This is a genomic window from Deltaproteobacteria bacterium GWC2_65_14 (genome assembly GCA_001797615.1).
In the GTDB taxonomy this organism is placed as follows: Bacteria; Desulfobacterota; Deferrimicrobia; order Deferrimicrobiales; family Deferrimicrobiaceae; genus GWC2-65-14.
Genome location: MGPV01000017.1, coordinates 41,687 through 59,848, shown reverse-complemented (window position 1 = coordinate 59,848; position 18,162 = coordinate 41,687). Strand labels below are relative to the sequence as shown.

Below are 18,162 nucleotides of genomic sequence, written 5' to 3'. Positions count from 1 at the left end.
GAGGTTGTCCGTGGTGGGCGCTACAGGATTTGAACCTGTGACTTCCACCGTGTGAAGGTGGCACTCTACCGCTGAGTTAAGCGCCCGCGGGAACCCCTATTCTACCGTCCCCGCCGGGCGCAGCAAGCGAAAATTCCGGTCAGAAGGAGATCTGTGCCCCCGCGTAGGGCCCCTTCAGCGTGAGCTCGGCCACGACGTCGTCCTTGTCCACCTGGAGATCGATCCACCGGTACCCCCCCTGGATCCGGACGAAGGGGAACGGGGCGAAGGAGAGATAGACCTCCCCCTCGTACAGGTGGTTCCCGGAATAGGCCATCCCCGCCGCCCGGGCGTCGATCCGGACCATGTCCTTCAGCAACCCCGCGCCCGCCGCCAGCCCGACCATCGGGATCGGGGCCTTGAAGTCCTTCCGCTCCGTCACCGCGCTGCCGCGCAGCTCCACCTCTCCGTCCACATATTTCACCTTGCCGACCAGCCCGAGGTAGAAGCTGGCCGCGACCAGATCCGGGCGGAGGATGTCGACCTGGATCTCCCCGTCGAGCATCTTCATGTCCAGGCTCGAGATCACGGTGTCGGAGACCGTAAAGGTCTGCCCGCTGAAGACGATCTCCCTCGCCAGCGCCTTGCTCCCGTCGAACGAAACCGGGGTGAATCCTGCTCTCAGGTGAAACCGCCCGACCCGGAGGAACGCCTCCCCGGAGGGCAAATTCTCGTCTCCGACCCCCAGGTCGTCCTTCACGTCGAACTTCGTCCCCGCCGGGGGCGGGTCGAAGGTCTGGATCTTCGCCGAGAGGTCGGGGAACCAGTAGGTTCCCCGCACCCCGGCCTCGAACCCCGGCATCGCCGCGGCGGGGGCGGCGGGCGCGGCCAGAAATACCGCGGCGATAATCCATGCGAATCGTCTCATCTGAACTCCTTTCCCTTCTGGTATACTGTCCCGGCGTCGCATATCGGAATCGGGACGAGGTGGAGATGACCACGGAACGGAAGCGGGAGATCCGGCGCCGCCGGCACCGGAGGAAGAAGGCCCGGAAGAAGCGCGCGAGCGAGACCGCGAAGAAGTAGGGCCGGTTTTCCCGCAAGCCGGGCGAGGCTTCGGATGGAAGCGGATAGGGCGCTGGTGGCCCTCCCGGACTTCAAATCCGGCCGGGAGGCAGCAATGTCTCCGGGGGGTTCGATTCCCTCACGCTTCCGCCATCTTTTCCGCAACGGTTTCCCCATGTCCTGGCTCCCGGGAGGCGTATCGGAAGAACGGGCAGGGTTCTTTAGTCCGCGGGGGAGACTCCGGGCTCGGCGCCCGCGGGGCGGAGCGAGTAGCGGCATCCGCAGTAGTCCTGCCGGTAGATTCCCAGCCGCTTCGAGATCTCCACGCTCTTGCGAAAGCCGTCCCCCTTCTTCATGTCGGCCGCCAGGAAAACGACCCCCGACCGCTCCCCCTCCTCGAACCCCACTCGGTTCACCATCGCCGCATCCTTCTTCGGGCTGACGGTGAGGACGGTGGAAAAGTTCGGGACCCCGAGCCGCTTCGCCTCGGAGGCGGTCCTGCGCAGCCGCAGCCGGATGCAGGCCTCGCACCGTTTCCCCTTCTCCGGCTCCTCCTCCAGGCCGCGGACCGCCTCCTCCCACTCTTCCTCGCCCCCGGACGCGATCTCCAGGGCGAAGGGGAGCGCCTCCCGCAGGTGGCGGGCCGCCAGCAGGCGCCGCGCATGCTCGTCCCCGGGCTGGATGTTCGGGTTGAAGAAGAGCCCGGTGACCCGGTACCGCTCCTGGAGCGCGGGCACCCCGTAGGCTGCGTCGGGACCGCAGCAGATGTGGAGCAGCAGCTCTTCCCCGTCGGCGCATGGGCGGATCAGCTTCATTCCCGGGACCCACCTCCCGGATTCATTATCCTATAATCGAGAGAGAGTTCCGGGAGGAAACCGATGCGCCTGCAGATCGTCCTGTTCCTGATGACCTTTCTCACCACGCTGGTGGCGGGGGCCTTCCTCGCCGGGGGGAACCCGCTCGCGAGGCCGCAGGACCTTCTCCTGGGGCTCATGTTCGCCGTCCCGCTCCTTTCCATCCTCGGCGTGCACGAGATGGGGCACTACACGGCGGCGCGGCGGAACCACGTGGAGGTCACTCCCCCCTATTTCATCCCCGCCCCCCCGATCGGTCTGTCGATCGGGACCTTCGGCGCCTTCATCAAGATCCGCTCCCCGCTTCCCCACCGGGACGCGCTGATGGAGATCGGCGCCGCGGGGCCGATCGCGGGGGCGCTCGTGGCGATCCCCATCCTGCTGATCGGGCTGACGATGTCGGAGGTGCGGCAGGTCCTGTCCGCCGGAGGGTTCCAGGTCCGGCTCGGCGAGCCGCTGCTGCTCAAGGCGGCGAACCTCCTCCTGTTCGGCGACATCCCCGCGGGGTACGATGTCGTCCTCCACCCGGTGGCCTTCGCGGGGTGGATCGGCCTTTTTGTGACCTCGCTGAACCTGATCCCTTCCGGTCAGCTCGACGGGGGGCACATTGCCTACGCCCTCTTCGGCGCCAGGTACGAGAGGGTCTCCCGGATCATTCCGCTCCTGCTGCTGCCGCTGGGGCTGCTCTGGGCAGGCTGGGTCCTCTGGGCGGCCCTGCTCTTCTTCCTGGGGACCCGGCATCCCCGGCCCGTCTTCGAGGAGATCCCCCTTTCCCGGGGCAGGCGGTGGATCGGATTCGCCGCCGGGGTCCTGTTCCTGCTCTGCTTCACCCCGGCCCCATTCACCATCGTCGGGTAGGGGGCGGCCATCCGCGAACTCCTCACCCTGCGACCCTACATGGAGCGCCACCGCGCGGCCTACCTGCTCTGCGCGCTCGGACTGTTCGCCTCCAGCCTGTCCGGCCTCCTCGTTCCGTGGATGATCCGCGAGGCGATCGACAGCCTGTCCCGGCCGGGAGGCGCCGGGGGGCTGGTGCGGGCGGTCTCGTGGATGCTTCTGTTCGCCGCGCTGCACGCGGGGTTCCGGTACGTCTCCCGCCGCGGGCTCCTGATCACCGCCCGGCACGTGGAGCTCGAGCTCCGGCACGACCTCTTCTCGCACGTCATCCGCCTCCCGGTCTCCTTCTTCGGGAGGACGGCCACCGGCGACGTGATGTCCAGGCTGACGAACGACATCTCCGCGATCTGGCTCTTCCTGGGGCCGGGGATCCTCACCCTGACGGGTACCGCCATCTCCTACCTGCTGGCGCTCGCCTTCATGGTCCGGATCAGCCCGGTCCTCACGGCGGTCGCGCTCGTCCTGGCCCCGGCGGTCGTCCTGCTGTCCCGCTCCTACGGGAAGGCCTTTCACCGGCTGCACCGGAAGGGGCAGGAGTCGTTCGCCGCGATGAACTCCCTCCTCCAGGAGAACATCACCGGGATCCGTCTGGTGAAGACCTACGGGCTGGAAGAGCGGGAGGAGCGCCGGTTCCGCGGCTCCTGCGAGGAGTACTACCGGGTGAACGTCTCGGTGTCGAAGACCTCCGCCGCCTTTCACGGCGGGATCGGCTTCCTCGCGGGGGGCGGCGTCGCCCTCGTGCTGCTGCTGGGGGGATGGCTGGTGATCCGGGGGCAGCTGACCCTCGGGGGATTCGTCGCCTTTAACGCCTACCTCGCCATGCTCTCCTTCCCGACCATGGCGCTGGGCTGGGTGATCAACCTGTTCCAGCGGGCCGGGAGCGCGACGGGCCGGATCCACGAGTTTCTGGCGACGCCGTCCGAGCCGGAGGAGGCCGGACCGGCGGAGCCGCCGCCGCACGGCCGGGAGGTCCCGTTGCTCGAGATCCGGGATCTTTCGTTCCTCTACGAGGGGGAAACCCGGGGGGAGACGCTCCGCGGGGTCACCTTCTCCGTCGGGCCGGGGGAGGTGGTGGGGCTGGTCGGGCAGACCGGCAGCGGGAAGAGCACCCTCCTTTCCCTGATCTTGCGGCTCTACCCGGCTCCCCCGGGGAAGATCTTCCTGCGGGGCCGCGACGCGGCCGGGATCCCCCTGGCCGAGCTCAGGCGGTCGATCCGCCTGGTGGCGCAGGACCCGTTCCTCTTCTCCGATACCGTTCTCGAGAACATCTGCTTCGGCCTGGAGAAGCCGGACGCGGAGGCGGCCCGGCGGGCGGCGTCGCTCGCCCGGCTCCTGGCGGAGATCGAGGAGATGCCGGCCGGGATGGACACGGTGATCGGGGAGCGGGGGCTGACCCTCTCCGGGGGGCAGAAGCAGCGGGCCGCCGTCGCGCGGGCGCTCTGCGCCGGGGGGGAGCTGCTGCTGCTGGACGACATCCTCTCCGCGGTCGACTCGGAGACGGAGCGGGAGATCTTCGAGGGGATCCTCTCGCTGCGGGGGGAGCGGACGGTCCTGTTCAGCACCCACCGGATGGCCTCCCTCTCCCGGTGCGACCGGGTCCTCGTGATGCGGGAGGGGAGGATCGTGGAGCAGGGGACCCACGAGCAGCTCTTCGCCCTCGGGGGGGAGTATTTCGACCTCTATTCCCGCCAGATGCTGGTGCGGGAGCTGGAGGCCTCTCCGTGAGCCGGATGCCGGAGCCCTTCCTCCACGAGGACCGGGTGGAGACGCAGGGGGTGGACCTCGCGCACATGCGGCGGCTCCTCTCCTACCTTTCCCCCCACGGGACGCTGGTCGCCCTCGCGCTGGCGGCCCTGCTCTTCGGCACCGCCTGCCGGCTCTCCGGGCCCTACATCATCAAGATCGTGGTCGACGAGAACCTCATCCCCGGCGTCTTCGAGGGGATGCTCCCCCGGGCCGGCCTCTACCTCGCGGCGCTGGCGGGGGGGATGGCCTTTCTCTACCTCCAGATGCTGGCGGTGTCGGTCCTCGGCCAGCGGGTGATCCTCGCGATCCGCGGGGAGATGTTCGCCCGGCTGGAGCGCCTCCCGGTCTCCTTCTTCGACCGGACCCCCGCCGGGAGGCTGATGACGCGGCTCACCTCCGATGTCGAGGCGCTGCAGGAGCTTCTCTCCTCGGGACTGGTCTCCACCGTGGGCGACGCGGCGGTCCTCGTCGGGACCGCGGCGGTCCTGCTCTGGATGGACGCGCGCCTCGCGCTGGTCACCTTCGCGGTCCTGCCGGCGCTGATCCTGTTCGTGGAGCTGGTGAAGCGGTTCATCCGGGAGGCGAACCGGGAATTGCGCCGGAAGCTGGCCCGCCTGAACGCCTTCCTCCAGGAGCGGGTGAGCGGGATCGCGGTCGTCAAGACGTACCGCAACGAGGAGAAGTCAATCCGCGGGTTCGACGGACTGAGCATGGACTACGCAGACGAGAGCATCCGGCTGACGAACTTCTACTCCGTCTATTTCCCGGGGGTCGAGCTGCTCGCCTCCGTCGCCGTCGCCCTGATCCTGTGGCGCGGCGGGATCGGGATCCTCTCCGGGGCGCTTACCTTCGGGACGCTGGTCGCCTTCCTCGAGTATGCGCAGAAGTTCTTCGATCCGATCAAGGACATGAGCGACAAGTACAACATCCTCCAGTCGGCGCTCGCGTCGGCGGAGCGGATCTTCCAGGTCCTGGATACGGAGATCTCCCCCGAGTACCGCCCGCCCGTCCCCCGCGCGGTCCCGGCCCCTCCGGAGGGGGAAGTCCCCGCGATCGAGTTCCGGGACGTCTGGTTCTCCTACCGGCCCGGCGAGCCGGTCCTGCGGGGGGTTACCTTTTCCCTGAGAGAGGGGGAGGCGGGGGCGATCGTCGGCGCGACCGGCGCGGGGAAGACGACGATCCTGTCGCTGCTCTGCCGCCTCTACGAGATCTCCCGGGGGAGCATCCTCCTGTTCGGGAGGGATATCCGGGAGATCCCGAGGGAGGAACTCCGCGGGATGATCTCGATGGTCCCGCAGGACCCGGTCCTCTTTTCCGGGACGATCCGCGGGAACGTGGAGGGGGGAGGTCCCTTCGTGGATCGGGCCGCGGCCGCCGCCGGGGTCTCCCGGTTCTCGGGGGGCTGGGAGCTCGGGCTGGACACGGAAGTGGGGGAGCGGGGAGGGCGCCTCTCCGTCGGGCAGCGGCAGCTGGTCTCCTTCGCCAGGGCGCTTTCCCGGGAGCCGCGGGTGCTGGTCCTGGACGAGGCCACCTCCAGCGTGGACCCGGTGACCGAGCAGGAGGTGCAGCGGGCGATCGGGGAGATCCTCTCCGGCCGCACCTCCCTCGTGGTGGCCCACCGGATCTCCACCGTCCTCTCGGCGGACCGGATCCTCGTGATCCACCGGGGGAAGCTCCGCGAGACCGGGACCCACGGCGAGCTGATGCGGGAGCGGGGGATCTACCACCGCCTCTTCACCCTCCAGTTCCGGGAGGGGCGGCCGGCCTGAAGGGGGGACGCCCCTCGCCGGAACTGTTTGTGCGGGGGGCGCCGGATATAGTAGGATCTCCCTTTCAATCCGGAGGTGGGACATCCTATGGCAAGGCAGGCGGTCGTCGAGACGAAACTTGCGGGACTGACGTTGCTCGCGCGGGGGAAGGTCCGGGACATCTACGAGACGGACGGCAAGCTGCTCCTGGTGGCCTCCGACCGGATCTCCGCCTTCGACGTCGTCCTACCCAACGGGATTCCCGGGAAGGGGAAGGTCCTCACGCAGATCTCCGCCTTCTGGTTCCGGAAGCTCTCGGACGTGGTCCCGAACCACATGCTCTCCGTGGACCCGCGGGAATACCCGCCTGCCGCCAGGCCTCACGCGGAGCTGCTCGCCGGCCGTTCGATGCTCTGCCGGAAGACCTCCCCCCTCCCCGTGGAATGCGTCGTCCGCGGGTATCTCTCGGGGTCCGGCTGGGCGGAATACCGGGAGCATGTCGAGGTGTGCGGCATCCGGCTCCCCGCGGGGCTCGTCGAGTCGTCCCGGCTCCCCGAGCCGCTCTTCACCCCCGCCACCAAGGAGGAGAAGGGGAAGCACGACATGAACATCTCCTTCGAGCGGATGTGCGGAATCCTGGGGAGGGAGACGGCCGAGGCGGCGCGGGACATTTCCCTGACGCTCTACCGGAAGGCGGCCGAGTACGCCCTGGGGAAGGGAATCATCATCGCCGACACGAAATTCGAGTTCGGCTTCCTGGACGGCCGGCTCCTCTGGATCGACGAGGCGCTGACCCCCGATTCCTCCCGGTTCTGGCCGGCGGCGGAATACAGGGCGGGCGGTCCCCAGAAGAGCTTCGACAAGCAGTTCGTCCGCGACTACCTGCTCACCCTGTCCTGGAACAAGACCGCCCCCGGGCCGAAGCTTCCTCCCGACGTGATCGAGAACACGGCGGGGAAGTACCGGGAGGCGCTGCGGATCCTCACCGGCAGCGACATCGGCGGATAGGATGGGAAAGAAGTACTTCGGCAGCATCTTCATCGCGAACCGCGGGGAGATCGCCTGCCGCGCGATCCGCCCCTGCCGGGAGCTGGGGATCCGGGCGGTCGTGGGGTACTCCGACTGCGACACGCTCTCCCTCCACGTCAAGCTCGCCGACCAGGCGGTCCGCCTCGGCCCTTCCCCGGCCAGCATGAGCTACCTCGACATCGACGCGGTCATTCGTGCCGCCCGGGACTCGGGGTGCGACGCGGTCTTCCCCGGCTACGGCTTCCTCGCGGAGAATCCGGAATTCGCCGAGGCGGTCGAGCGGGAGGGGATGGTCTTCATCGGGCCCTCCGCCCGCGTGATGCGGATCCTGGGGGACAAGGTGGCCGCCCGCAAGGCGCTGGCGGCCTCCGGGGTGCCGGTCACCCCGGGTCTGGAGAATGTGGAGAGCGCCGAGCAGGTCATCGAATTCGGCGAGCAGGTCGGATGGCCGGTGATCCTCAAGGCGGCGGCGGGGGGGGGCGGAAAGGGGATGCGCAAGGTCTCCTCCCCCTACGAAGTCGAGGAGAACCTGGCGGCCGCCCGCTCCGTGGCGGAGAAGGCGTTCGGGAGCGCGTCGGTCTACGCGGAGAAGTTCATCGAAGGGGGGCGGCACATCGAGTTCCAGTTCCTGGCCGACCGGAACGGGAACGTGATCCACCTGGGCGAGCGGGAGTGCTCCCTCCAGCGTCAGCACCAGAAGCTCGTGGAGGAGGCGCCCAGCTCGACGCTCACCCCGGAGATACGCGCCAGGATGGGGGAGATCGTCGTCCGGGCGATGCGGGATGTCGGGTACGAGTCGGCCGGGACCCTCGAGTTCCTGGTCGACCGGGAGGGGAACTTCTACGCGCTCGAGGTGAACACCCGGATCCAGGTCGAGCACACGGTCACCGAGATGATCAGCGGGTTCGACATCATCCGGAAGATGTTCAAGATCGCCGCGGGGGATCCGCTGTCGCTCCGCCAGGAGGAGGTGACCCTGCGGGGGCACGCGATCCAGTGCCGGATCAACGCGGAGGATCCCAAGAACGGCTTCGCCCCCTCCTTCGGCCGGATCTCCTTCCTCCGGCAGATCAGCGGCCCCTTCGTGCGGACCGAGTCCGGGATCTACCAGGGATGGGAGGTGCCCCCCTTCTACGACTCCCTCCTCTCCAAGATCTGCGCCGTGGGGAAGGACCGGGAGACCGCCATCGAGCGGATGCGCCGGGCGCTGCGGGAGTACGAGATCTGGGGAGTGAAGACGACGATCCCCCTCCTCAAGCGGGTGATGGACCACCCGGATTTCGTGGCGGGGAACATCCACACCGGGTTCATCGAGGAAAATATCGCCGGGCTCACGGAGTACGAACACGTCGAGGATGAAATCTTCAAGGTGGCGAAGTTCGTCGCCGAGGTCTCCGGACTCGGCCGGAACATCCATGGGACGTGATCGGGGCGAAGGAACGGGGGAAAGGGTGCGGGCGGGGCTGCGGAAAAAGAGCGCGAAGAAGATCCTCAAGGGGGTCCGGGAGAGCGGGGAGATCTGGCTCACGAACACCGGCCCGCGGGACACCGGGCAGAGCGACTTCAAGAACCGCTTCACCCTCCACGACATGTCCCGCCTGGTCCCGATCTACGACGCGACCGGCTACTTCTCCGTGGAAATCCACGGGGGGGCCCGGTTCCACCAGGATCTGCTCAACAACAAGATCGACCCGTTCGAGGAGTCGCGCGTCTGGGCGGAGGGGATGCCGAACGTTCTGACGCAGACGCTCATCCGCTCGACGAACGTGTGGGGATACCGGATGTATCCCCGCAACGTGGTCCGGGCCGCCGTGCGCTCCTTCCTCCCCACGATCGACGTCTGGCGCTGCTTCGACTTCCTGAACTACGTCCCGAACATGGCGCCGGTCGCCGAGGAGGTGCTGAAGGGGGGGAAGATCTTCGAGCCGGCCATCTCCTTCACCGAGGCGCCGGAATGCACCGATGCCTACTATCTCCGGGTGGTTTCGGAGATCGTCTCGCTGTGCGGCGGGACCTCGGGGATCATCCTCTGCGTGAAGGACATGGCCGGGGTGGGAAGCCCCGAGCGGATCCGGCGCCTGATCGACGCGATCCTCCAGAAGCACCCCGACCTGCTGCTCCTCTACCACCGGCATTCCACCGACGGGCTGGTGATCCCGGCGATGGCCGCCGCCGCGGGGGCGGGGGCGCGCCTCTTCGACGTGACCGACGACGCCTTCTCCCGCTTCTACGGGCACCCGCCGGTGCGTCCCCTCGCGCGGTTCCTGCGCGAGCTGGGCTTCTCCGTCCGGTTCGACATGGAGCGGGCGGGGGAGGCGACCGACGTCATCCGGGGGTTCATCCGGAACTACGAGCGGTTCGAGTCCCCCCACAAGGGGTTCTCCCACGACGTGATCTCGCACCGGATGCCCGGGGGAGCCTTCCCCTCCTCCTTCGAGCAGGCGGAGAAGGGGGGGTTCCTCGATCTCATGCCCTCCATCCTCAAGGGGATGGCCTACGGCAACCGGATCCTTCGATACTTCGACGTGACGCCGGGCTCCCAGATCACCTGGACGACCTGGGCCGGGATCCTCCAGCGCTACCACAAGGAGGGAGGGGAGCAGAACGTCCGGAAGCTCTTTCTCGGCCTCGACCGGTACTTCCAGTCCGGCGAGCGGATCGAGGAGCTCTCGCAGTCCGACGCGAACCTGCTCCTGCAGCTCTACGCCGGGGCGACCGACGACCTGAAGAACCTGCTGCTGGGACGGTACGGCCCGCTTCCCTTCGGCTGGCCGAAGGACTGGGTCTACCGGAGCGTGTTCGGTGAGGAGTGGGAGGCGAAGGTGAAGGCGGACCGCGTCGAGTCTTCCCCGCTCTCCCGACTGCCGGACGAGAACCTCTCCCGCTCCCGGAAGGCGATGGAGGAGGAGCTGGGACGGCCGGCCACGCAGGAGGAGTTCGTCCTCTACCTGATGCACCCGAAGGCGGCGGTCGATTTCCTGAAGTTCCGGGTGACCTACGGGGACACCACCGTGCTCCCGACCTCGGTGTGGCTTTCGGGGCTGCGCCGCCCGGGCGACTCGGTGTCGTTCACCCTCTCGGGGAAGCCGCACGAGATCCGGCTGGTCTCGATCGGGGAGGGGGTCGGGGGGATGAAGCAGGTCGTCCTCTCGGTGGACAACATCCTCCACGTCTTCCCGGTGGAGCTTCCCGAGGCGGCCCTCGCAAGGAAGGCGGTCCGGAAGGCGAGCCCCTCTGCGGCGGGGGAGATCGGCGCACCGATGCCCGGGACCGTCTGGCGGATCGGTACCAAGGACCGGGCGCTCAAGGCGGGCGACCGGGTCAAGAAGGGCGAAGAGGTGATGAACATCGAGGTGATGAAGACCGAGAACGCGGTAAAGTCCCCCGTCTCGGGCGTCCTCCAGGAGATCTGCGTGAAGGGGAACGAGCGGGTCGAGGAGGGGCAGCTGCTGTCGGTCGTGGAGCCGGACCCCCCGAAGCCCCCCTGAACGTCCATCCTCGACGTCACCGAAATTCCACCGCGGTCATAGCCGACATCGATCCTTTCCGGCGCGTGAGCGACACGTGCGGGCACGATTTCGGGGACACGGTGCTCCGGGGGGCCGACTGCATCGCCCGGTAGGGCGGGGAGATGTTTTGCGCTATATTGCCTTATAACGACGGGGAGATGGCCCTGAGGATCTGCGAGCGGCTGCGCAGGGCCGTCGCCGCGCTCTACCTGGAGAAAGCGGGGGGAGCGCAACCGGGTGGAAGGTTTCGGGGGGATGCCGCGGCCCCCGGGGAAGGAAGGCCGATGGGGGACGGGGACATCCGGGGAAAAACGGTGGCGGTCATCGGCGGGGGCCCGGGGGGCTCGGCCGCCGCCATCCGCCTCGCCCGTCTCTCGCGGAAGCGGGACCTCTCCCTGCGCGTCCTCCTGTTCGAGGGGAAGGACTTCGAGCGCCACTACAACCAGTGCGTGGGCGTCCTCTCCCCCCCCATCGAGGAGCTGCTCCAGTGCCACCTCGAGATCGAGCTTCCCTACGAGATCTTCAAGCGGCAGATCTTCGGCTACCGCCTCCACGCGGGAGGGAAGGAGATCCTCCTGGTCGGCCCCCACCGGGGCGGGTCCACCTACGCGGTGCGGAGGGTGGCGTTCGACCGGTTTCTCCTCTCCTGCGCGGAGGAGGCGGGAGTGGAGGTTTCCCGGAACCGGGTGACCTGGGTCGATTTCCCCCGCGGCGGAAGGGAAAAGGTCTTTCTGTACACCGAGGGGGGGATGTACCGGGCCGACGCGGTGGTGGGGGCCTTCGGCCTGGACGACGGGATGATGGACATCTTCGAGGCGTCCACGGCGGGCGGATACCGCCGCCCCGGCCGGTTCATGCACACCTACGTGACGAAGATCCACACCGACCGGCACTTCATCGAGAGGAAGCTCGGCGACATCATCTACGCCTACCTGTTCCCTCCCGGCCTCCCGAACCTCGAGTTCGGGGCGATCACGCCGAAGGGGGACCATATCATCGTGAACGTGGCGGGGCGCGGGGCCACCGTGGAGGACATGTTCGCCTTCCTGGAGATGGATTTCGTCCGGGCGCATCTCCCGGCGCTCTCCCCGGAGAGTCAGGAGGTCTTCCGGGGGAAGTTCCCGGGGTCGCCGGGACGGGGCGCGGTGGGGGAGAGGTACCTGACGGTCGGGGACGCCACCGGCTGGATGCGCCCCTTCAAGGGGAAGGGGATCAACTTGGCGATCGAGACCGGCGTCCTCGCCGCCGAGACGATCGTGGAGCACGGGATCTCCCTGGCCTCCTTCCGGAAGTACGAGGAGCGCACGGCGGGGCTCAGGGCGGATTACCTGTACGGGACCTGGATGCGTCACCTCTGCAAGGCGGGGGAGATCGCCGGGACGCTGGGGACGGTCCTGACGATGGCGAAGGTGGACCAGGAGGTCCACGACGCCCTGTTCAACGCGGTCTCCGGGCACGACTCGTTCCGGAACATCTTCCGGCGGTACGCGCGTCCCCGCGTGCTCGCCGACGTGGTCCGCAACTTTCTTGCGGACCGGAGGAGGAGCCGATGAGCATCACCGTGCGGCGGATGAGGACCCAGGACGGCGACGCGGTCCTGCGGATCAACGAGAAGATCACGGGGCGCCCCCACGAGGCGCAATGGGAGTCGCGGATCATCGAGCACCTGTCGGCGAACCCCCTCGGGTGCCTGGTCGCGGAGGAGGAAGGGACGATCGTCGGGTTCATCCTGGGGTCGATCCGGGGATGGGAGTTCGGGATCCCGAAGACCGGGTGGATCGAGATTGTCGGCGTCGACCCGGAGTTCCATAAGAAGGGGGTCGCGAAGGCCCTCATCGGGAAACTCCACCTGTATTTCCGGAATCACAATGTCCTGCGGGTGATGACCATGGTGAACTGGAACGACGGCGGGCTGGTGAGCTTCTTCCGCGCGGTGGGATTCGAGCGGTCGGAGTTCATCATCCTCGAGAAGGGGGTCGATTCCCCGGAAGGGAGCAGCCTTGCCTGACCGGCCTTCTCGAGGTGGCCGTGTGGAGGTGACCGGGCGCTTCTTTCATTCCCTGCGGGGGCTGTTGTCGCCGGCCGACGCTCCGGTGAAGCCTTCCGCCGGACTGCGGGCGGCCGGAGTGCTGGTTCCCCTCCGCACGCGGGGGGACGAGGTCCGGGTCGTCCTCGCGCGGCGCACCGAGCAGGTGCCCCACCACAAGGGACAGATCTGCTTTCCGGGGGGGAGCCGCGACCCGGGAGACACGGACCTGCTCGCCACCGCGCTCCGGGAAGCCCGGGAGGAGCTCGGGATCCGGAAGGAGGAGGTGGAGCTTCTCGGGGCGATGGAACCCGTGGAGACGGTGACCGGATTCTCGATCCGCCCCTACGTGGCCCGGATCCCCGACACGGCCACTTTCCGGCTCGACGAGTTCGAGGTGGCGGAGGTGTTCGAGCCCCCCCTGGCGGTGTTCGGGGAGTTCCACCGGTACCGATGGGCCGAGGCCACCTTCCGGGGGCGGGCGGACCGGGTCTACTTCCTCGATTACGGCCGGCACACGGTCTGGGGGGCCACCGCGAGGATCCTCCACGACCTCGCCGAACGGATCTACGGGAGCGCTCCCGGAATTGTGCACGTTCCCCCCGTGAACCGTATATAATCAAAAGTTATATTCGGATCCGAACGAGCGATCGGGAGGCAGGAAGGACCGCCATGCCCCACAGGAAGGAGCCCGGCTCGGTCGGGCTGGTCAGGAAGAAATTCTACACCTTCGCGGAGCCCCCCCACGAGATGCCGCTGGACTGCGGCGCGAAGCTGGGTCCCATCACCCTGGCCTACGAGACCTACGGGAAGCTGAACCGGGACAAGAGCAACGCCATCCTGATCCTCCACGCCCTGTCCGGCGATTCCCACGCGGCGGGCCGGTACGCGGAAACGGACAAGCAAGCGGGGTGGTGGGACAACACGATCGGTCCGGGGAAGGCGTTCGACACCGACAAGTACTTCATCCTCTGCTCCAACGTGATCGGCGGATGCCAGGGCAGCACCGGTCCCGCCTCGACCAACCCGGCGACCGGGAGGGAGTACGGGCTCTCCTTTCCCATGATCACCGTCGGCGACATGGTGCGCGCGCAGGTCCACCTCGTCGACCACCTGGGAATCGACCGCCTGCTCGCCGTCGCGGGGGGATCGATGGGAGGGATGCAGGCGCTGCAGTGGGCCGTCTCCCATCCCGAGCGGGTGGTCTCGTCGATCCCGATCGCCACGACCTCGAAACTCTCCCCGCAGGGGATCGCCTTCAACGAGGTCGGGCGGGTCGCGATCATGAAGGATCCCCATTTCCAGGGCGGGGACTATTACGGGAGGGAGCTTCCGCGGGACGGGCTGTCGCTCGCCCGGATGATCGGGCACATCACCTATCTCTCCGACGACTCGATGCACGAGAAGTTCGGGCGGAGGCTGCGGGGGAAGAAGGCGTTCGGCTACGACTTCAACGTCGATTTCGAGGTGGAGAGCTACCTCCGGCACAAGGGGGGGGCCTTCGTCGACCGGTTCGACTCGAACTCCTACCTCTACATCACGAAGGCGATCGACTACTTCGATCTTTCCCTCCCGGGCGGGTCTCTGGTCGAGACGATGCGGAAGGCCACGGCGAAGTTCCTGATCATCTCCTTCAAGTCCGACTGGCTCTATCCTCCCTACCAGTCCCGGGAGATCGTCAAGGCCCTCATGGGGAACGGCGTGGATGTCACCTACTGCGAGATCGACTCCCGGTACGGGCACGACGCCTTCCTCCTGGACGAGGGGGAGATGTCGAAGATCATGACGAACTTCCTCGCCAACGTCGCCTCGAAGGCCGGCGTCGCGGCCGGGGCGTCCGCCTGATGGCCGAAGGGGCGAGAATCGACCACAGCGTGATCCTCGACCTCGTGCCCGCCGGGGCCAGGGTCCTCGACCTGGGATGCGGGGACGGGGCGCTCCTGGAGAAGCTGGTCCGGCAAAAGGGGGTAATCGGCCGGGGGATCGAGATCTCCGAGCCGGGGGTCCGCGACTGCATCGCGAAGGGGCTGACCGTCCTCCAGGGCGACATCGACGAGGGCTTGCGGGACTACCCGGACAACTCCTTCGACTACGTCATCCTGAACCAGACGCTCCAGGCGGCGAAGAAGCCCGACGTGGTCCTCACGGAGATGCTGCGGGTGGGGAAGAAGGGGATCGTGGGGTTCCCGAATTTCGCCTACTGGAAGATGCGGCTCTACGTGCTCCTCTTCGGGAGGATGCCGAAGACCGAGTTCCTCCCGTTCGAATGGTACGACACCCCGAACATCCACTTCTGCTCGATTCTCGATTTCACCGACTACTGCGCCCGCAACGGCCTTGCCGTGGAGAAGACCGTCTACCTGTCGACCGACCGCGGGGGCCGGGTGCTCCAGGGGATGCGTCCGAACCTCTTCGCGGAAAACGCGGTCTACCTGCTCTCCCGGGGGGGGCGCTGACCCCTCAGAACAGGGACGTTCCTTAGAACTCCCGAAGGACCGGCCCCGTCCTGCTTCAGCACAGGGACCGTTCGGGCACCCGGCCGGGGTTTCGGGAACGTCCAGGCGTCAGGGGCAGCGCCCGGGGGGTGATTTGCGGATTGATTTTATCGGCGTGGTCGGGTAGCATCTTTTTTTACATGTCGTGGGGCTGTAGCTCAGTTGGGAGAGCGCCTGAATGGCATTCAGGAGGCCGTCGGTTCGATCCCGATCAGCTCCACCAGATTGCCCACCCCTCGCGTCGAACGGCGCGAGGGGTTTTTCATTCCGGTCGCGGATCGCGTTGCAGGGTGTGATGTAGACTGCGGGAAGGGAATTCGGAGGCCGAACGGCGTCCTGGCCGATTCCCGATCCTTTACCCGATACCATCACCCGCCCGGGGATTGGACTGGGTGGAGACGCAGCGGTGTCACGGGGGGGCCATGCCGGAACTGATCCTGGCGCGGATCCAGATGGCGATGTTCTTCGCCTTCCACATCCTGTTCGCGGTGGCGGGGATGGGGATGCCGGTGTTGATGGTCCTCGCGGAGTGGGCGTTTCTGAGGACCCGCAAACCGGTGTATGCCGAACTGGCCCGGCGCTGGGCCCGGGGCACCGCCGTGCTCTTCGCGGTGGGGGCCGTCTCCGGGACGGTGCTCTCCTTCGAGCTCGGCCTGCTCTGGCCCCGGTTCATGGAGTTCTCCGGCGGGGTGATCGGCCTCCCGTTCGCGCTCGAGGGGTTCGCCTTCTTCACCGAGGCGATCTTCCTGGGGATCTACCTGTACGGATGGGAGAAGGTCTCTCCGCGCCTGCACCTTGCCGCGGGGGTGATGGTGGCGCTGGGCGGGGTCCTCTCCGGCGTGTTCGTGGTGTCCGCCAACGGCTGGATGAACAGCCCCGCGGGGTTTGTCCTCGAGGGGGGAAGGCCGGTCGACATTTCCCCGCTGTCGGCGATGGCCAACCCCGCGTGGGGGAACATGGCGATCCACATGACGCTGGCCGCCTTCGCCGCCACCGGGTTCGCCGTGGCGGGGATCCATGCCTTCCAGCTGCTGCGGGACGCGGGCAACCGCTTCCACCGCGCGGCGCTCGTCATCGCGCTGTCGGTCGGGGGAGCGGCTGCGGTCCTGCAGCCCTTGAGCGGCGATCTGAGCGCCCGCTTCGTGGCCCGCAACCAGCCGGTAAAGCTTGCCGCGATGGAAGGGCAGTGGAGGACCCAGCGCGGCGCTCCCTTGCGGATCGGCGGCTTCCCGGATCCCGTGAGTGAAACCACCCCGTACGCGATCGAGATCCCGCGGGGGTTGAGCCTCCTCGCCTTCCACGACCCGGACGCCGAGGTCCTCGGGCTGTCCGCGGTTCCCCGGGACGAGAGGCCCGATCCGCGGCCGGTCCACGCGGCGTTCCAGGTCATGCTTGCCTGTGGGCTCTGCATGGCGGCGGTGGCGGTCGCGGGCGCCCTTCTCGGCTGGAGGCGCCGGGAGGCCGTTTTCGGCCGGCCGTTCCTGCTGGCCGTCTCGGCCTGCGGACCGCTGGGCCTTCTCGCCGTGGAGGCCGGCTGGGTCGTGACCGAAATGGGGCGGCAGCCCTGGATCATCTACAAGGTGATGCGGACTTCGGAGGCCGTGACCCCGGTGGGCGGGCTTTTCCTGCCGTTCGCCCTCTTTTCCCTGATCTATCTCGCGCTCGGCATCTTCGCGGTGCGGATGCTGCGCCGGGAGCTGGCGGAGAGCCCTTCCTTCCCCGGGGGCGGAGGACCGACCGGATGACTTTCCTCGCGGATCTCGCGGCGGGCTCCATCCTGGCCTCCCTCGTGTTCTACGCGCTCACGGGGGGTGCGGATTTCGGGGGAGGAGTGTGGGCCCTGTTCAACCGGGGTCCCCGGTCGGACGAACGGGAACGCCTCATCGTCCGGGCCATCGGTCCCGTCTGGGAGACGAACCATATCTGGGTCATCGTCGCCGTCGTGGTCCTGTTCACGGGGTTCCCTTCGGCCTACGCCCTTCTCTCCACCGCCCTGTTCCTGCCGGTCACCCTGGTCCTCGCCGGGATCGTCGCCCGCGGTTCGGCCTTCGCCTTCCACTCGTACCACCTGCACCGGGAGAGCAGGGCGGCCGGGTGGGGAACGCTCTTCGCCGTCTCCAGCCTGCTCACCCCGCTCCTGCTGGGAGTCATCCTCGGAGCGGTTTCCGCCGGCACGATCCGGGGCACGGGCCTGGCCGACCTGGTAAGCGGGACCCGCTCCTGGCTCGCCGTCTTCCCCCTTTCCGTAGGGGTGTTGACCCTTTCCTCCTTCTCCTACCTGGCGGCGGTCTACCTTCTTCTCGAAACCGACGTTCCTCTGCTGCGGGAGGATTTCCGGCTTCGCGCAATGGCGTCCCTCGCCGTCGTCGTCCTTCTCTCCATCGCCATCCCCCTGCTCTCCGCAGGGGGAGCGCCGGAGTTCCACCGGGCCCTGACGGGGAGCCGCTGGTCCCTGCCCCTGCTCGGGACGAACGCCGTTGCGGCCGTCGGCGCCGGGATCTTCCTGCGGCTCCGCGCGTACCGCCTCGCCCGGGTCTGCGCCGCCGCACAGGTGACCCTCCTTCTCGCCGGCTGGGGGCTGGCCCAGCATCCCTACCTGATCCGCCCGGACCTCACGATCCGGGCGGCCGCCGCCTCGCCGGAGATGCTGCGCCTGATGCTGATCGCCCTTGCCGCCGGCGCCCTCCTGCTCTTCCCCGCCATCTTCCTCCTGCTCCGGATATTCAAGGGGGAGGCCCTCTTCGGCCGCTGACCGGCGCGGCGGCGTTCGTACCCCCTCCTTATCCCTTGGAAACGCTCCGGGGAATTGGGAGA

Annotated in this window: 15 protein-coding genes and 3 tRNA genes; 15 read left to right on the top strand and 3 right to left on the bottom strand. The window is 67.9% G+C overall.

What is annotated here, in order from left to right; translation table 11 throughout:
* Positions 1 to 11: 11 nt before the first annotated feature.
* Positions 12 to 86, bottom strand: a tRNA-Val gene (locus tag A2X88_04255).
* A gap of 53 nt (positions 87 to 139) precedes the next feature.
* Positions 140 to 907 carry a hypothetical protein gene (locus tag A2X88_04250; GenBank protein ID OGP35105.1) on the bottom strand — a complete coding sequence of 256 codons (768 nt, stop codon included), beginning with the start codon at positions 905 to 907 and terminating at the stop codon, positions 140 to 142.
* Positions 908 to 1,101: 194 nt separating this feature from the next.
* Between A2X88_04250 and A2X88_04245 the strand changes: the two genes are divergently transcribed.
* Positions 1,102 to 1,197, top strand: a tRNA-Sec gene (locus A2X88_04245).
* 68 nt (positions 1,198 to 1,265) lie between these two features.
* On the opposite strand, the gene A2X88_04240 is transcribed toward A2X88_04245, so the two are convergent.
* A complete protein-coding gene (locus A2X88_04240) occupies positions 1,266 to 1,859 on the bottom strand; it encodes a hypothetical protein (GenBank protein OGP35104.1) in 594 nt (197 codons plus the stop codon).
* Positions 1,860 to 1,922: 63 nt separating this feature from the next.
* Here A2X88_04240 and A2X88_04235 point away from each other — a divergent pair, with 63 nt between their 5' ends.
* The 14 genes from A2X88_04235 (at position 1,923) to A2X88_04170 (ending at position 18,100) form a co-directional block, all read left to right on the top strand.
* Positions 1,923 to 2,756, top strand: a complete 834-nt coding sequence (locus A2X88_04235) for a hypothetical protein (GenBank protein OGP35103.1) — start codon at positions 1,923 to 1,925, stop codon at positions 2,754 to 2,756.
* 123 nt (positions 2,757 to 2,879) lie between these two features.
* Positions 2,880 to 4,520: a hypothetical protein gene (locus A2X88_04230; GenBank protein OGP35166.1), complete on the top strand. Its 1,641-nt coding sequence runs from the start codon at positions 2,880 to 2,882 to the stop codon at positions 4,518 to 4,520.
* A gap of 5 nt (positions 4,521 to 4,525) precedes the next feature.
* Complete coding sequence (locus tag A2X88_04225) at positions 4,526 to 6,310, top strand: hypothetical protein (protein OGP35165.1); 1,785 nt, start codon at positions 4,526 to 4,528, stop codon at positions 6,308 to 6,310.
* Positions 6,311 to 6,397: 87 nt separating this feature from the next.
* Entirely contained in the window at positions 6,398 to 7,297 is a 900-nt protein-coding gene (locus tag A2X88_04220; GenBank protein OGP35102.1) for a phosphoribosylaminoimidazolesuccinocarboxamide synthase, read from the top strand.
* A gap of 1 nt (position 7,298) precedes the next feature.
* Positions 7,299 to 8,744, top strand: a complete 1,446-nt coding sequence (locus tag A2X88_04215; protein ID OGP35101.1) for a hypothetical protein — start codon at positions 7,299 to 7,301, stop codon at positions 8,742 to 8,744.
* Complete coding sequence (locus A2X88_04210; GenBank protein ID OGP35100.1) at positions 8,734 to 10,806, top strand: biotin attachment protein; 2,073 nt, start codon at positions 8,734 to 8,736, stop codon at positions 10,804 to 10,806. Before A2X88_04215 ends, A2X88_04210 begins: the two co-directional genes overlap by 11 nt.
* 179 nt (positions 10,807 to 10,985) lie before the next feature.
* Positions 10,986 to 12,380 carry a hypothetical protein gene (locus A2X88_04205; protein OGP35099.1) on the top strand — a complete coding sequence of 465 codons (1,395 nt, stop codon included), beginning with the start codon at positions 10,986 to 10,988 and terminating at the stop codon, positions 12,378 to 12,380.
* Positions 12,377 to 12,835, top strand: a complete 459-nt coding sequence (locus A2X88_04200; protein ID OGP35098.1) for a hypothetical protein — start codon at positions 12,377 to 12,379, stop codon at positions 12,833 to 12,835. Before A2X88_04205 ends, A2X88_04200 begins: the two co-directional genes overlap by 4 nt.
* 22 nt (positions 12,836 to 12,857) lie before the next feature.
* Positions 12,858 to 13,472 (top strand): hypothetical protein, encoded by a 615-nt coding sequence (locus A2X88_04195; protein OGP35097.1) that lies wholly within the window; start codon positions 12,858 to 12,860, stop codon positions 13,470 to 13,472.
* 53 nt (positions 13,473 to 13,525) lie between these two features.
* Positions 13,526 to 14,698, top strand: a complete 1,173-nt coding sequence (locus tag A2X88_04190; GenBank protein ID OGP35096.1) for a homoserine O-acetyltransferase — start codon at positions 13,526 to 13,528, stop codon at positions 14,696 to 14,698.
* Complete coding sequence (locus tag A2X88_04185; GenBank protein ID OGP35095.1) at positions 14,698 to 15,309, top strand: methionine biosynthesis protein MetW; 612 nt, start codon at positions 14,698 to 14,700, stop codon at positions 15,307 to 15,309. The genes A2X88_04190 and A2X88_04185 overlap by 1 nt, the downstream gene beginning before the upstream one ends.
* Positions 15,310 to 15,495: 186 nt before the next feature.
* Positions 15,496 to 15,571: transfer RNA gene (locus A2X88_04180), tRNA-Ala, on the top strand.
* 199 nt (positions 15,572 to 15,770) lie between these two features.
* On the top strand, positions 15,771 to 17,093 hold the full coding sequence (locus tag A2X88_04175) for a cytochrome BD ubiquinol oxidase subunit I (protein ID OGP35094.1): 1,323 nt from the start codon (positions 15,771 to 15,773) through the stop codon (positions 17,091 to 17,093).
* The gene (locus tag A2X88_04170; protein ID OGP35093.1) at positions 17,090 to 18,100 is read left to right on the top strand and encodes a hypothetical protein; all 1,011 of its coding nucleotides are present in this window, start codon (positions 17,090 to 17,092) and stop codon (positions 18,098 to 18,100) included. The genes A2X88_04175 and A2X88_04170 overlap by 4 nt, the downstream gene beginning before the upstream one ends.
* The last annotated feature ends 62 nt before the right edge of the window (positions 18,101 to 18,162 follow it).

Coding starts and splice junctions, on each gene's coding strand:
- A2X88_04190 (OGP35096.1), top strand. CDS start 13,526: ATGCCCCACAGGAAGGAGCCCGGCTCGGTCGGGCTGGTCAGGAAGAAA.
- A2X88_04175 (OGP35094.1), top strand. CDS start 15,771: ATGCCGGAACTGATCCTGGCGCGGATCCAGATGGCGATGTTCTTCGCC.
- A2X88_04240 (OGP35104.1), bottom strand. CDS start 1,859: ATGAAGCTGATCCGCCCATGCGCCGACGGGGAAGAGCTGCTGCTCCAC.
- A2X88_04170 (OGP35093.1), top strand. CDS start 17,090: ATGACTTTCCTCGCGGATCTCGCGGCGGGCTCCATCCTGGCCTCCCTC.
- A2X88_04200 (OGP35098.1), top strand. CDS start 12,377: ATGAGCATCACCGTGCGGCGGATGAGGACCCAGGACGGCGACGCGGTC.
- A2X88_04205 (OGP35099.1), top strand. CDS start 10,986: ATGGCCCTGAGGATCTGCGAGCGGCTGCGCAGGGCCGTCGCCGCGCTC.
- A2X88_04215 (OGP35101.1), top strand. CDS start 7,299: ATGGGAAAGAAGTACTTCGGCAGCATCTTCATCGCGAACCGCGGGGAG.
- A2X88_04250 (OGP35105.1), bottom strand. CDS start 907: ATGAGACGATTCGCATGGATTATCGCCGCGGTATTTCTGGCCGCGCCC.
- A2X88_04210 (OGP35100.1), top strand. CDS start 8,734: ATGGGACGTGATCGGGGCGAAGGAACGGGGGAAAGGGTGCGGGCGGGG.
- A2X88_04220 (OGP35102.1), top strand. CDS start 6,398: ATGGCAAGGCAGGCGGTCGTCGAGACGAAACTTGCGGGACTGACGTTG.
- A2X88_04225 (OGP35165.1), top strand. CDS start 4,526: ATGCCGGAGCCCTTCCTCCACGAGGACCGGGTGGAGACGCAGGGGGTG.
- A2X88_04185 (OGP35095.1), top strand. CDS start 14,698: ATGGCCGAAGGGGCGAGAATCGACCACAGCGTGATCCTCGACCTCGTG.
- A2X88_04235 (OGP35103.1), top strand. CDS start 1,923: ATGCGCCTGCAGATCGTCCTGTTCCTGATGACCTTTCTCACCACGCTG.